Annotated in this window: 16 protein-coding genes; 10 read left to right on the top strand and 6 right to left on the bottom strand. The window is 71.3% G+C overall.

The genetic code is table 11. The annotated features are described in order from the left end of the window. Positions 1 to 157: 157 nt before the first annotated feature. Complete coding sequence (locus tag IVW53_10045) at positions 158 to 1,462, bottom strand: hypothetical protein (GenBank protein MBF6605908.1); 1,305 nt, start codon at positions 1,460 to 1,462, stop codon at positions 158 to 160. Between the two features lie 193 nt (positions 1,463 to 1,655). On the opposite strand from IVW53_10045, the gene IVW53_10040 reads away from it, so the two are divergent. From IVW53_10040 to IVW53_10030, 3 genes are all read left to right on the top strand, one after another. Then, a complete protein-coding gene (locus tag IVW53_10040; GenBank protein ID MBF6605907.1) occupies positions 1,656 to 2,237 on the top strand; it encodes an SIMPL domain-containing protein in 582 nt (193 codons plus the stop codon). A 348-nt stretch (positions 2,238 to 2,585) separates the two neighbouring features. Further along, positions 2,586 to 2,984, top strand: a complete 399-nt coding sequence (locus IVW53_10035) for a hypothetical protein (protein MBF6605906.1) — start codon at positions 2,586 to 2,588, stop codon at positions 2,982 to 2,984. Between the two features lie 105 nt (positions 2,985 to 3,089). After that, positions 3,090 to 3,623 carry a GNAT family N-acetyltransferase gene (locus tag IVW53_10030; GenBank protein MBF6605905.1) on the top strand — a complete coding sequence of 178 codons (534 nt, stop codon included), beginning with the start codon at positions 3,090 to 3,092 and terminating at the stop codon, positions 3,621 to 3,623. A gap of 114 nt (positions 3,624 to 3,737) precedes the next feature. Here IVW53_10030 and IVW53_10025 read toward each other — a convergent pair whose 3' ends face one another. Beyond that, positions 3,738 to 4,385 (bottom strand): hypothetical protein, encoded by a 648-nt coding sequence (locus IVW53_10025; protein ID MBF6605904.1) that lies wholly within the window; start codon positions 4,383 to 4,385, stop codon positions 3,738 to 3,740. 95 nt (positions 4,386 to 4,480) lie between these two features. Between IVW53_10025 and IVW53_10020 the strand changes: the two genes are divergently transcribed. Both IVW53_10020 and IVW53_10015 read left to right on the top strand, forming a co-directional pair. Beyond that, entirely contained in the window at positions 4,481 to 5,032 is a 552-nt protein-coding gene (locus IVW53_10020) for a hypothetical protein (GenBank protein ID MBF6605903.1), read from the top strand. A gap of 98 nt (positions 5,033 to 5,130) precedes the next feature. Then, on the top strand, positions 5,131 to 5,289 hold the full coding sequence (locus tag IVW53_10015; GenBank protein ID MBF6605902.1) for a hypothetical protein: 159 nt from the start codon (positions 5,131 to 5,133) through the stop codon (positions 5,287 to 5,289). Positions 5,290 to 5,334: 45 nt separating this feature from the next. Here IVW53_10015 and IVW53_10010 read toward each other — a convergent pair whose 3' ends face one another. Both IVW53_10010 and IVW53_10005 read right to left on the bottom strand, forming a co-directional pair. Continuing rightward, positions 5,335 to 5,850, bottom strand: a complete 516-nt coding sequence (locus IVW53_10010; protein ID MBF6605901.1) for a hypothetical protein — start codon at positions 5,848 to 5,850, stop codon at positions 5,335 to 5,337. An 85-nt stretch (positions 5,851 to 5,935) separates the two neighbouring features. Continuing rightward, on the bottom strand, positions 5,936 to 6,637 hold the full coding sequence (locus tag IVW53_10005) for a hypothetical protein (protein ID MBF6605900.1): 702 nt from the start codon (positions 6,635 to 6,637) through the stop codon (positions 5,936 to 5,938). 98 nt (positions 6,638 to 6,735) lie between these two features. On the opposite strand from IVW53_10005, the gene IVW53_10000 reads away from it, so the two are divergent. Further along, complete coding sequence (locus tag IVW53_10000) at positions 6,736 to 7,314, top strand: hypothetical protein (GenBank protein ID MBF6605899.1); 579 nt, start codon at positions 6,736 to 6,738, stop codon at positions 7,312 to 7,314. 437 nt (positions 7,315 to 7,751) lie between these two features. Here the strand turns inward: IVW53_10000 and IVW53_09995 are convergent, their stop codons facing one another. After that, entirely contained in the window at positions 7,752 to 8,552 is an 801-nt protein-coding gene (locus tag IVW53_09995; GenBank protein ID MBF6605898.1) for a transglycosylase domain-containing protein, read from the bottom strand. A 398-nt stretch (positions 8,553 to 8,950) separates the two neighbouring features. On the opposite strand from IVW53_09995, the gene IVW53_09990 reads away from it, so the two are divergent. After that, positions 8,951 to 10,117, top strand: a complete 1,167-nt coding sequence (locus IVW53_09990; GenBank protein MBF6605897.1) for a PQQ-binding-like beta-propeller repeat protein — start codon at positions 8,951 to 8,953, stop codon at positions 10,115 to 10,117. A gap of 3 nt (positions 10,118 to 10,120) precedes the next feature. Here IVW53_09990 and IVW53_09985 read toward each other — a convergent pair whose 3' ends face one another. Further along, positions 10,121 to 11,218 carry a hypothetical protein gene (locus IVW53_09985; GenBank protein MBF6605896.1) on the bottom strand — a complete coding sequence of 366 codons (1,098 nt, stop codon included), beginning with the start codon at positions 11,216 to 11,218 and terminating at the stop codon, positions 10,121 to 10,123. A 96-nt stretch (positions 11,219 to 11,314) separates the two neighbouring features. On the opposite strand from IVW53_09985, the gene IVW53_09980 reads away from it, so the two are divergent. The 3 genes from IVW53_09980 to IVW53_09970 are packed head-to-tail and all read left to right on the top strand — an operon-like array spanning position 11,315 to position 13,313. After that, positions 11,315 to 11,695 (top strand): hypothetical protein, encoded by a 381-nt coding sequence (locus IVW53_09980; protein ID MBF6605895.1) that lies wholly within the window; start codon positions 11,315 to 11,317, stop codon positions 11,693 to 11,695. Continuing rightward, positions 11,692 to 12,738, top strand: a complete 1,047-nt coding sequence (locus IVW53_09975) for an FAD:protein FMN transferase (GenBank protein MBF6605894.1) — start codon at positions 11,692 to 11,694, stop codon at positions 12,736 to 12,738. The genes IVW53_09980 and IVW53_09975 overlap by 4 nt, the downstream gene beginning before the upstream one ends. Next, positions 12,735 to 13,313 carry a ferric reductase-like transmembrane domain-containing protein gene (locus IVW53_09970; protein MBF6605893.1) on the top strand — a complete coding sequence of 193 codons (579 nt, stop codon included), beginning with the start codon at positions 12,735 to 12,737 and terminating at the stop codon, positions 13,311 to 13,313. The genes IVW53_09975 and IVW53_09970 overlap by 4 nt, the downstream gene beginning before the upstream one ends. Position 13,314: the final 1 nt, after the last annotated feature.

The raw sequence follows: 13,314 nt of genomic DNA, 5'->3' as shown, positions 1-13,314 counted from the left end.
CTTCGTTCCGAGTTCATCGGAATGGTGGGACTCGCGTGGGGCCGACGTACATCGAGGTTCAGCCCTGGGCGATCACCCGCACCTCGCCGGTGTCGGCGTAGACGAGGAGCCATTCGTGCGAGGCGTATGCGGGCGTCGTTCGTCCCGCCTCGCCCGTCTATCGCGTCCCCGCCTCGCCGAACCATGTGCTGCTCCCATCCGAGACGAGCACCCCGCCGGGCAGGACGACGAGGCTGCCGCCCGCCTGGAAGAGCGTGAGCGCAGGACCGGCGGGCGCGAGCCAGGTCCATGAACGACCGTCGGACGACGTCCACGCTCCCGGGCGGGAACCGCCGCGATACGCGACCATGCGCGTCCCGTCGGCCCCGAGATCGCCGGCGGGCTCCGTCCCGAGACAGATCGCCGGGGCGCAGGCGCCGATCGGCGGATACCCGCTGACCGTCTGCCAGCGTCGGCCATCCGCCGACCACCACCACAGGGTCGTGCCGGGCAGACCGTAGTCCCAGCCCGTCGCGAGGAAGCCGTTCGCGCCCTGGAGGAGCCGATCCACGCGGGCGATCCGGGGGGCCTTCACTGGCAGCAGGGGCGTGCTCGACCAGGTCCGGCCGTCCGTCGAACGAAGCGCGACGCTCCCGGTCACCGACGCCCCGACCGCCGAGGTCTGCGCGACGGCGACGAAGCCGGTAGTCGTGCCGCGGACGTCCCGGACCGCGGCATCCTTCGGCAGCGCTCCGGCAGGCACGGTCCGCCAGTGGATGCCGTCGACGGAGGTCGCCTCGCGAGCGCCAGACCCCATCGACGCGGCCACCAGCCCCGTCGGTCCGGCGGCCAGGATGGGGACGCCTCGCCACTCGGACGGCAGACCGAGGTCGGGACCGGTGTGGGGCGCCCACGCCCGCCCGTCGGGCGAGGTCCACGACATGAGCGGCACCGTGGCGCTGTAGGTCTGGCAGGCGGAGGCACCGCTGCAGTCGTTCGGTCCGGCGAGCACGGTGAGAGCGACGAGGCCGGTGCGGACCTCGGCAACGCCGACGACCAGGAGGCCCGGCCAGAACGTCGTCGCCGTGTTGAAGGGCAGCGGCTCCCAGTGCGTCCCGTCTCGCGAGGTCCACACAGGGGTCGACGATGCGTCCCGCCCGACAGCGATGAAGCCGCCGCGCCAGCGCAGGACCGACTGGACGAGAGCCAGCGAGTCGGTCGCGGCGAGCCGGTGCCACCGAATCGTCGTCCATGCCGAGCCGGCTGGAGGTGGGGTCGGCGTCGTGAAGGCACCGGGGACCACGTCGACCGTCGTCGGACTCGGCGAGGTCGCGGGTGGCACGCTCGGGGCGACGGTCGCCGTCGGGATGCCGGTCGGCGATCCAGTCGGGATGGCACTGACCGGTGTCGCGGTCGGTCCGGGTGTCGACCCGCAACCCGCGAGGACGAGGCTCAACAACGAAGCGACGATCAACCGAGGCACGACGATCCCCCTGAACGAACCGAGCCATTGTCGTCGAGAACGACGCACGCCTGCCCCGTTGTGCGACGGGCGGGAGCGACTCGAACGAGACAGCCGGGCGTGTGGTCCCGGCCGGGAACCGCCCCGCGTCGTCGAGCGTCTCGCCACGGCAGGCACGGAGACGTCGAGACCTGCCCGCACAGGAGTCGCAGCCATGTCATCCACTCCTCGGATCCTCGGTATCGGGATCGCGCTCGGACTCGCAGCGGGCCTCCTCGTCGGGGTGGGCCTGACCGCGCCCGCCAGGACGGCCGCCATATCACCGTCGGCCGCGCCGATCATGCCTTCTGGCGGCACCACGGCCGGGGCACCGGGTGCGCTCCCGGCGGTCACGGGAGGCGGGACCACCGTCACATCATCCGGCAGCGCCATCGCCTATCCGTTCTTCGGGGGCGCTCCCGGCATCGCTCCTGACCACACGATCGTCGTGACCGGGGTCGGACAGGCCGACATGGCGACCGACGGGTCGGACCGCGCCGCCTCGCAGAAGAGCGCCCTCGTCGCGGCCCTCGCCGACGCGAAGGCGCAGGCGGACGCCATCGCCGCGGCGACCGGACTCAGGATCAGCGGGGTCCTGTCGGTGAGCGCCTCGGTGTCGCCCTCCTATGGCGTCCTGCCGATGATGGGTGGAGCGAGCGGGAGTGGCCCCGGACAGCCGTTGTCGCCGACGGTTCAGGTGCCGCCCTATCCGCAGACCCTGAGCGTGTCGGTCACGGTCGAGTACCGCGTCAGCTGAGCCACCTTGTGCGCCAGGAACGGTTGGTACCTGCCTCACACCGCTATCCACGGCGAGTGGATCGGGGACCCGAGGGGCGCTGCTGCGCCTTCGAGGGTCCGCGTTCCTGCTCGTGGGAGACTGGATCCGAAAATGCCACGCCTGCTGTTGGTCGGCTGCCTTGTAGCGTCACTCGCGGCGTGCTCGTCGACACCGTCAGCCTCGCCGCCCCCCGGCAGCGGTCGCCTCTCTGTCGCAGGGGAAGGGACCCCGATCGGTGGCGTCGGCACGGTCGCAGTCAGTCCCTTTCCCGACGATCGGCCATGTCCGTCGTCAGCCGCCTGGCGCACCGAAATATCGCCGCCGCAGGTGACGCTCGGACAAGGTGCGGACACCGCCCTCGGCTATGCGGACTCGTTCAGCTGGCGGCGGTGCGGCAGCCAGGGGATCTTCGGAAGCGACTACTTCCTGCCGGACGGGCCTCGCCTTGCCGTCGGGCAACCGCTGACCTTCGCGGCTCCGGCGGACGTCGTCATCCACCGCGTCGCAGCCTCGTATTGGCCCGCGACGAACGGGCGACAGTCGCCGATCGACCAGACCGCTGCCACGACGCTTGACGCCCACCAGGGCCCGGATCCGCATACCTTCGTCATCGCCGCGCCTCCCCCCGGCAGCTGGTCGATCGGCGTTGCGGTGGACATGGACGATGTCCTCAACGGGACGACATGGAGCGGGAGCTACACGTTCCGGCTCACGATCGTGCCCTAGCCTCAACAAACCTCCTGATCACGGCGCCGCCCGCCGACCGCACCGGAAGGTTCTGAGGGCTCTCCGATCCATGTTCGCGTTGACGGCCCGCCTATCGTGGCCGGGATGAGCGGCCTCGACGTGAGCATCCGTCCGGCGACCGTTGACGATGCGCCGGCGATCGCCGCCGTCCACGTCCGGAGCTGGCAGGTCGCGTACTGCGGCCAGCTGCCGGACGAGGTACTCGATGGCCTTTCGGTCGAGCGGCGAACGCGGTGGTGGGGCGTCGGCTGGTGGGAGGCGCGCGGGGCGAGCCATCACCTGCTCGTGGCCGAAGCCGGCGGCGCTCTCGTGGGCTTTGCGGCGATCGGCCCGAGCCGCGATGACGACGCGACGATCGGCGTCGGTGAGCTCTTCGCCATCTACGCCGCTCCCGAGACGTGGGGACAGGGAGTCGGCCGTGCCCTCATGAACGCCGCCATCGATGCCGGACGATCAGCGGGTTTCGGCGAGGCGACCCTCTGGGTGCTCGAGACGAACGAGCGGGCGCGCCGCTTCTACGCGGCCGCCGGCTGGCACGCCGATGGCGGTCGACGGGTGGAGCAGATCGGAGACGCCGACGTACTCGAGATCCGATACCTGCGGGACCTCTCGGTCTGATCGGCGACTCAGCGGCCGGAAGCATCCGGTTCGAGCGACAGCGCCTCTCGCACCGCGGTGAAGCGGCGGTCGAGGTGGCCAAGGAGGCCTCCCTCGATCTTGAACCCGGCAGGATCATGCGGCCGGTTTGGCTTCGTCCTGAAAGAGGAGTGGAAGGCTCACCAGGAACGCGACGAGGAACAGACCGAAGCCCACGAGAAAGACCAGCGGCCCGATCGAGGCCCATGGGTCCCCGCTCATTCTCGCGACGAGCCCGCCGGCCATGAGCCAGGCCGCGAGGAACACCAGCACCGCGAGGCGACGCCTCCGGGCATCGCGTTCCCACAGCAACGCGCCGACGTAGTAGATGAGGGAGCCGCCGGCGATGACGCCGGGCCAGGCATCCACGAGTCCCGCGATGCCGCGCACAGTCGGGCGGATCACGGCCGCCGTCCCGAGCGTGGCGACCAGGATCGCGACCACCGACGCCCCGTAGGCGAGCGCCCACAGCGGTGCGCGCTCATGGTCGGGCACGCGGTGGCGGAGGTATCCACCCATCGCCGCTCCAAGGACCCCGCCGACCAAGGCAGCGAACGCGGGAGCGTAGCTGACGCCGGCGACCAAGGAAACTGGAGACGCCGCGATCCCGAGCGCGGTCACGGCGCAGCCGACGGCGGCGATCAGCAGGCCGATCGAACGCCTCGCGTCCATGTTGCTGTTCCACCACACGCGGACCATCGTGCCGATCCCCCGCGCAATCTCGGGACCGCCAACATCGTGCACGCGACGACTCTGGCTTGTCCAGTCTGGTCGACACGGCATGCGAACGCCTCCCGCATTCGCACCATCCCGGGACGCCGCGGTGTACGTTGGGCGCGATGAAGCGGGCTGTCGCGGGTCTCGTTCTCGCGCTTCTGGCCGTTGGAGCGCTCACCGCCAAGCCGACGCTGGCGGCGATGGACATCTCCGTGTCCGTGTCACCCGCGGAGGGGGTGGTTGGCCGCCCGATCGAGGTGCTCCTGCGGACGTTCGTGCCGATCCGCGCGGGCGACATCACGCTGCCGGTCCTGACGCTCGCGTATCCCGCGGCATCCGGCCTCTGGAACGTCCTCTATCCGTTCGCCGACTACCCGTTCGACGTGGCGGCGCAGGCGGTGGACGGCACGACCGTGGCGGTGGCGCTAACGCGCGATCCGAACGATGCGACGCTGTGGCGAGGGACGTTCACGCCGACGAAGAGCGGTCAATGGACGATCGTCGTCCGCAACTTTCCCGCCGATCAACCGGGTGCGTCCGCTCGAGTCTCCGTTGCGCCGGGCGATCCCGTGCCCACGGCGGCGCTGGTCGGACTGGCCGCTCTTTCGATCGGGATCCTCTTCGGCCTGGTCCTCGGCCGGGGCGGCCGCAGCCGCTCCCGACCGCCGACCTAATCCATCATGCGGCTTGAACTCGGTCGGCGGTCCAGCCAGGTGTTGAACGAGGTGATCCGTTCGTTCGGCCGGCGATCACCACGCGCCACGGACGGCCGGTGACCGCCATAGTGGCACTCGATTCCGACGAGCTGGAGGACGTCGCGCTCGTCCGTGCGCCGGAGTTCGCGCGCTCGATGCGCGACGCGAACGCCGACCTGCGGGCGGGACGCGCCCGGCCCACCACCGAGGTATTCGCCGAGCTCGATCGCGATTGATCGGGCACCCAGCCGCTCGGTAGAGGGGTCGCACCCAAGCCACCATCAGCCCGGCTGGCTCCCCGAGTCCGGAGTCGATTGCTCGCTCACGACGAGCCAGCGCCCGTTCGTGCGGACCAATGTGAGGGTGTTCGTCTCGGTGCCCGAGGGAGAGAAGGTCCGCCCTGACGGTCCGGCCTTGCCAACTTCGGTGATCCGGTCGTGGACGACGACCGCCGCCCGGTCGCCATCGATGACCGTCGAGATGAACCGGACCTCGGAAACGCCGCCGCCGATGATCAGACCCTCATCCGGTCCGACTTCCACGATGTTCCGCTCGGCGATCGCCAGTCGCTCCGCCAGCAGGTCCCCGGCAAAGAGTCCCGTGAGCACTTCCCGAGCGTGGGCCTCCATCTGCACCCTGATCTCCGGGTCGACGGTCCCATCGGCGTTGACCGACGGGATGATCAACAGCTCGGTTGGCGCGTCCAGGGCGGCGACGACCGTCTGCTGGACGGCGAGCTGGTCCGCGGTGGGGGCGGTTTCACCCGGCGACGCCAGCACAGCGGCACGGACCAGCACAAGCCCGACACCTATCCCGACCGCCAGGCCGAGCCATCGTTTGGCGGGGATCCTCGGCCGGCGATCGGTCGCATCATCGATCCGATCACCGCTCGGGCGCTCGTCGGGCTCCGTCTGCTGCTCCTTCCAGGGGGACGACGAACGACCATGGTCCGGCGAGACGCCTCGGCTCGCGGCCGGAGAACGGATCCGCGAACTCCTCGATGCGGACCGTCAGACGGGCAGCGACGATCGGCGGAGCGGGCGCGAACCGAATCGCGAGCCGCGCCACGAACGGAGCCGAACCCGAGATCTCGGCGGCGGCCACATAGGTCGTGCCGACATCGTCGATGAGCGTGACGCGGGCGAACGGCCCGGGAGATCGCGCGTCCGGTGGTGCGGTGTGGACGACCGCGATCGCGACGCCGCCCGTGTCCCGGAGCTCGATCGTCGTCAACTCGATACTTGCGCCGCCGCTCGCGGCCGTCTGACCGACGACGAGGATGCGGCGAAGTGGGCCGATGTCAACACCCGTCACCCGCTCACTGTCGCGAACCCAATCCGGAAGTTCGACGGGACCCTCTGACGCGGACGATGTCAACCACGTTGTGGCAAAGGGCCCGATCGATCGACCGGGCCCGCCACCGAGCCAGAGGAGGCCAACCGCCCCGAGCGTCACGCCGAAAACGAGACCGACGAGGAGCCCGATGCCCACGGGCACGCCATAGCCGACGAGCAGGAGCCCCGCGGCGAGGAAGGCGAGCGCGAGGAAGGCGAGCGGGACCGGCGTGAATCCTCGGCGCCTCATGACAGCCACGATGGTAGCGGCACGCGAAGGACGCGACGCCCGGGCATCCGCCCCCGGCGCCGCGGTTCGTCCCGCATCCGATGGGCTACCGTGACGAGGTGCGGACGGGATGGCTCCTCGTGGTCGCGCTCTCGCTCATCGTCGGCGGCTGCGGCGCGACCGTGCCCTCGGGTTCATTGCGGAGCCCCGCCATGACGACGCTGACGGGGCTGGCGGTGCCGTTCGGCCCGAGCGCCATCCGATATCCCGCGAACTGGCAGGTCGCCCAGTACGTCGTCGCGAACAGCTTCTTCCAGGCGATCGCGTTTCTCGGTCCGGAGCCGCTGCCGGACCCATGCATCCGCAGCGTCGGGTCCATCAGCTGCACGAACTGGCCACCGATCCGGCTCCCACCGAACGGCATCGTCGTCGGCCTGTGGAGCGATTCGCGCCCGTACTGGTCATTCGACCCGACGGCTGGCCAGGCGGTCAGTGTCGGTGGTCAGCCCGCGACATTCGACGTTCGGACTCCCGCCGAGAGATGCGCCTCGATCGGCGGCGACGAGCAGGTGGTGGTGACGATCCCGATGCCAGTGAAATGGAACTGGTGGGAGATCGATGCGTGTCTCCGCGGACCGGATCACGCCTCGGGCGAGTCCACCGTCCACGGGATGCTCGGCCTGCCGCGGACACCGTGAGAGCGACGGGGAGCGCGGGATGTCCTCGACTCGGAGATGCCGCGATTCCTCGCTAACTACCGCCGGGCGGGCGCTATCCATGAGTCGGAGGGCAGCGGGAGGCGCTCGGGCCCGGCGGGGCCATGGACGGGCCCGGCGGGGCCATGAACGTTGAGTCTCGTTCTCGCCGGGTGGGAATCTTGTTCGAGATCCGTGCCGTTGGCGGCCCGAAGGACTCGAGCGACCTGGATAACGGCCGCCTGATGGGAGTCAGCCTGGATCGGCAGAGTTAGCCTGGATCGGCAGGGCAGGGGCGGATCGGCAGAGGCAGGGGCGGATCGGCAGAGGCAGGGGCGGATCGGCCTGAACTCGGTGGCGCAAGGCGTGGCGATCAGCGTGGATCGGTTCGGATGAGAGCACGGCGCGGATCGGTCGGGGGAGAGCGCCGCGGCGCCGGATCAGCAGCCGCCGGGCATCGCGGCCGCAACGACCGGTTCCGCCGCGGCCGTCGCGGCCTGCTGTGGCGTCACATAGCCTTCACTGACCATCGACGCGAGGACCGCCGCGCGGCGGGTCGCGGCCGCCACCGGATGGAACCGCGGGTCGTACGCGGAGGGCGCCTGGGGCATGCCGGCGAGCACGGCGATCTGTCCCAGGTCGAGCGCCCGGAGCGGTCGATGGAAGTACGCGCAGGCCGCCTCCGGCATGCCATGCAGACCGTAACCGGAAGGCACCTCGGTCAGGTAGTCGGCGAGGATCCGCTGCTTGGTGGGCTGGAGCTCCACCTTGAACGCGAGGGCGATGTCGACGAGCTTGGTGAACCCGCCGTCCGACCCGTTGAGGTAGAGATCCTTGGCGAGCTGCTGGGTGATCGTGGATCCGCCCTGACAGGCGCACAGATGCGCCACGTCATAGAGGAGCGCTCGGCTCAGGCCGATGACGTCGATGCCGTGGTGCTGGTAGAAGCGCTCGTCCTCCGTCGCGACGATCGCCTCGGCGAGGAGCGTCGGAACGTCACCCGGGCGGAGGACCGGCGTGCCACGGAGCGCCGCGAGGGTGGCCACGCGGCTCTCGAGGTCGCTGACGGATGGTGACAGTCCCCAGAGGGCGACGGCGGCGATGACGAGGAGGCCGGCGGAGATCGAACCCCAGCGGAGCAATCGACGGCGGGTCGACTTCCGCCCCGGCGTGGCGATGGCGGCCGGGTGGGCCGGCGCTGGCTCGCCACTCACGTCCGTCTCCGTGTCCTCCATGTTCATTGGCGCGTCTCGGACGGATCGGATCGACATGGTCTGCCGCCACGAACGGATGGTGCCACCATGACGGAGTGACCAGGGCTCATCCGCTCACCGGTGTCATGGTCGGGGCGTGCCTCGTCGCGGCAGCGTGTGGCTCCGCACCCGCCTCGCCGGCCACGTCGGTCTCGCCGGCCTCGCTGGCGACAACAGGAGAACCGACCGCCGCCACCTCCCCCTCCGATTCCGGCCTCAGCCGGTCACCGATGCCGAGTCCCACCTCGACGCCGACACCACTTCCGACGCCGACACCACTTCCGACGCCGACACCACATCCCACCCCGGCCGAGTGGCCGGTCTACCACCGCGACGGCGCGCGGACCGGAGTGGCGGCCGGCTTCCCCGCCGTCGGTCGCGGCCTGATGGAAGCCTGGAGCACGATCCTCGACGGAGCGGTCTACGGGCAACCGCTCGGCGTCAACGGCCGGGTCATCGTCGCGACCGAGGGCGACAGCGTCTATTCCCTCGATCCGGCGAACGGGCGCGTCATCTGGCGCCGCCACCTCGGCACGCCGGTGCCGCTCTCCGACCTTCCCTGCGGCAACATCGACCCGCTCGGCATCACGAGCACTCCGGTCTACGATCCGACGACGGCGTCGGTATTCGTCGTGGCGGAGGTCTCGGGACCGAGCCACGTGCTCTTCGCCCTCGACCCGGCGACCGGCGCGGTCCGCTGGTCGCGCGTCGTGGACCTCCCGGGCGACGACCCGCGCACCCACCAGCAGCGTGCTGCGCTCGCGCTCGGCAATGGCTACGTGTACATCGGCTTCGGCGGCCTCGCCGGGGACTGCGGCCAGTATCGGGGCAAGGTCGTGGGCGTGCCGCTGACCGGCCAGGGCGCGACGATCGCCTACCGGGTGCCGGTGGCGCGGGAAGGGGCGGTCTGGGCGCCGGGCGGACCCGTCCTCGACGGTGACGGCAACCTCTACGTCTCGGTCGGCAACGGCAGCTCGACGTCCACGTATGACGGCAGCGACTCGGTCCTCGAGCTCTCCCCGACGCTTCGCCTGCGTTCGTTCTTCGCCCCGACGACGTGGGCGCAGGACAACGCGAGGGACGCCGACCTCGGCTCGCTCAGCCCGGTCCTCGTGCCGGGCGGCTGGGTCTTCATCGCCGGCAAGAGCGGCACCGGCTACGTCCTGCGCCAGGGGAACCTTGGAGGGATAGGCGGTCAGGTCTCGTCCGCCGAGGTATGCGCCGCCTTCGGAGGTGCCGCGCAGACCGGCTCCACGATCTATCTTCCGTGCTCGGACGGGCTCCGCATGGTCCGCATCGGCGCGGACGGCTCGATCCACCTCGGATGGAGGATGGGCTCCGGCGCCAACGGGCCACCGGTCATCGGCGGCGGTGCGGTCTGGAGCATCGCGATCGGGGCCGGCGAGCTCTTCGCGCTGTCACCCTCGACCGGGGCTGTCCTCGCCCGCATCGGCCTCGGCCCGGTGCCCCATTTCGCCTCGCCGACGCTCTGGAACGGCCTCGTGCTCGTGGGCACGATGCGCGGCGTGACCGCGATCCGGCCGAACCCGTGAGGGTCAGCCGGGGCGGATCGCGATGATCGTGGCGAGCTGGGTGGCCGCCTCGCCGCCGACGATGTAGCCGACCCCGCCGACGACGATCGCCGCGGCGTCCGAGACGCGGTATGGGAGCTGCCCGATCTCGCGGACGACCCCGCGTCCCGGATCCAGGGCGAAGAGGGTCCGCAGGGGGGCGTCGGCGCGGCGCCCGCCGGCGATGAGCAGCTCCCCGCCGACGACGAGAGCGACGGCGTGGGACAGAGCGAACGGCAGATGCCCGACGACCCGGACGGTCCCCGTCGCGGGGTCGATCGACTGGATCGTGGCGACGTCGCCTGCCAGCGTCGCACCGCCGATGACGAAGACGCGGCCGCCGCTCACCGCGACCGCCGGATAGCGGACGCCGACCGCAAGCGTCGCGATGCGCCGGAAGTGGATTCCGTCCGTCGTGGCGAGCACGGCTCGATCGGGACCGGCGGAGGTTCCACCGCCGACGACGATCGCCTGGCCCCCGACGACGACCGCGGCGAGATCCGCCCGCGGCAACGGCAATCGGCCCACGACTCGGGAGCCGCCGAGGGGATCGACGAGCTGGACGGTCGTCTCCGGCAGGACCGATCCTCCCCCGAAGACGAAGGCACGCGAGCCGACGGTCGTCCCGGCCGCATCGTGGACGGGGGCAGCGAGGCGCCCGATCCGGGTCACGAGCCGCCCCGCCGGGTCGAACAGGAGCACGTCGCCGGTGGTCGTCCCGCTTGCCGTGAAACCGCCGCAGATGAGGGTCGCGCCGCCGAGCGCGACCGCGACGCTCCGACTGAGTGCCTGCGGCAGCCGGAACGGCGCGATCGAGACGACGACCGGACGAAGCGGGACGGGCGTGGCGGTCGCGGGCGACGATGGTCGAGCAGTGGTGGCGCCCGTCGATCCGGGGCTTCCGGCGGCGGATCCGCCCGGGCCGGGACTGGCGATCGCGGCCGACGAGGCGAGCGGACCGCTCGATGCCGTGCTCGGGAGCATCGATCCGGTGGATGGGGTCGACGAACCGCAGCCGGCGACGACGACCGTCGCCGTGAGGAGTGCCGCGAGCGCGCGCCTAATCGTGGAGTCCGCCGTCACGGCGCCACTGTACCCGGGGTGGCCGTTCGGGGCGTGCGGGCGCCACGCCAGGGGCACGTAATCGGACCGAAAGGTGCGACGCCCGAGACTTCGGGCATGAACACCGCGACCCGCCACACGACGATCGATCGCGATCGGGCCCTCGCCCGGTTGCGCAGCGCCACCACAGGAACCGCGCTCGCGAGCCTTGCGGCCGTCATCGGCTTCGGCTCGCTCGCCGCGATCACCAATCCCGGCTCCCACGCGGCGACGGCGTCGACCGGTACGACTGCACGCTCCGCCGCCGGGGTCACGTCCGTCAGCGGCACGCTCTTCGGCGTCCTGAGCGGCGGCGACGACAGCAACGGCGGCGACGACGGTTCCGCGATCGCGCGGTCCGCTGCCGCGGCGCTGACACCGTCCGCTACCCTGAGACCCTCGACGACGACCGCGACGAACATCGCGGCACCGGCGCAGGTGACCACCGGGGTGTCATGAGCGACGTGACCACGGCGACCTGGCGGGCACTCGGTACGAACGCCCACCTTCTCGTCCTCGAGGGAGACCTCGCCCGCGCCCGATCCGCCGTTGCCGCGTTGCTCGACGAGGTGGATCTCGCATACAGCCGATTCCGATCGGACAGCGAGCTCAGCCGGCTCAATGCGGCGGCCGGCCGGCCATTCGTCGCGAGCCGGCTGTTCGCCCAGGCGATCGAGTCGAGCATCCGGGCGGGACGCCTCAGCGACGGCCTGGTGGATCCGACGGTCGGGCGCGCGATGCGCATGGCCGGCTACGACGACGACTTCAGCCGCCTCGGCCAGCGCTCCGAGCCGCTCCACATCCGGCTCGAGCCGGTCCCGGGCTGGCAGGCGATCCACTTCGACTCCCGGACGCGGGAGGTCCGTCTTTCGGCTGGCGTTGAGCTCGACCTCGGGTCGGTCGGCAAGGCGCTCGCCTCCGACCTCGCCGCAGCGGTCGCGCTCGAGAGCGGCCAGGCCGGCGGCGTCCTCGTGAGCCTTGGTGGCGACATCGCGACGGCCGGCTCGGCACCGGAGGGTGGCTGGCGGATCCTCGTCGCCGAGGATAGCTCGACTCCCATCGATGCGGACGGGGAGGTGATCGCGATCTCGGGTGGCGCCGTCGCGACGTCCGGCACGACCGTCCGACGATGGATCCGCGGCGACGTCGCGGCCCACCATCTCATCGACCCGCGGACCGGTGCGCCGGCGGACAGCCCCTGGCGGACGGCCTCGGTCATCGCCGCGACGTGCGTCGACGCGAACATCGCCGCGACCGCGTCGATCATCCGCGGCGCATCGGCGATCGCCTGGCTCGAGGCGCTCGACCTGCCCGCCCGACTCGTCTCCGCGGAGGGGGAGATCGTCCGCGTCGGCGGTTGGCCGGCGGCACCGATCGAGCGATCCCCGGCAGCGACGATCGCCCCGCCGACGACCGACGCCCCGCCGACGACCGACGCCCCGCCGACGACCGACGCCCCGGCGAGGGCCGACGCCCCGGCGAGGGCCGAGCCAGCTCGATGAGCGCGAGCATCCTGTGGTACGCGACCCGCGGTGCCGGGATGGTCTCGCAGATCCTCCTCACCGTCGTCGTCTGCCTCGGCATCCTCACCGTCGCCCGGTGGGGCCGGCCTGGCTGGCCTCGATTCCTCACCGCCGAATTCCACCGCAATGTCGCCCTCCTCGCGGTGGTGTTCCTCGCCATCCACATCCTCATCGCCGTCCTCGATCCGTTCACCTCGCTCGGCCTGGCGGCAGCCCTCATCCCGTTCTCGTCGCCGTACCGCCAGTTCTGGCTCGGCCTTGGCGTCGTCGCCATGTACCTCGTCGCCGCGATCATCCTCACGAGCCTCCTGCGAACGCACCTCGGGCACCGAACGTGGCGGGCGATCCACTGGCTCTCGTACGGGGCGTGGCCGATCGCCATCGCGCACGGGCTCGGCACCGGCAGCGACAGCGGCGCCCTGTGGGCATGGCTGCTCAACGGCACCTGCGTGGCGGCCGTCGTCGGCGCGCTCGCCTGGCGGACGCAGGCGACCGCTGCGCTGCGGACGGAGATCGACGCGGCACTGCCTCCGACCCAGCGACGGGATCGCTGAC

Source organism: Chloroflexota bacterium (assembly GCA_015478725.1).
Lineage (GTDB): Bacteria > Chloroflexota > Limnocylindria > Limnocylindrales > CSP1-4 > C-114.
Note: the sequence above shows the minus strand (reverse complement) of the source record. Positions and strands in the feature narration are given on the sequence as shown.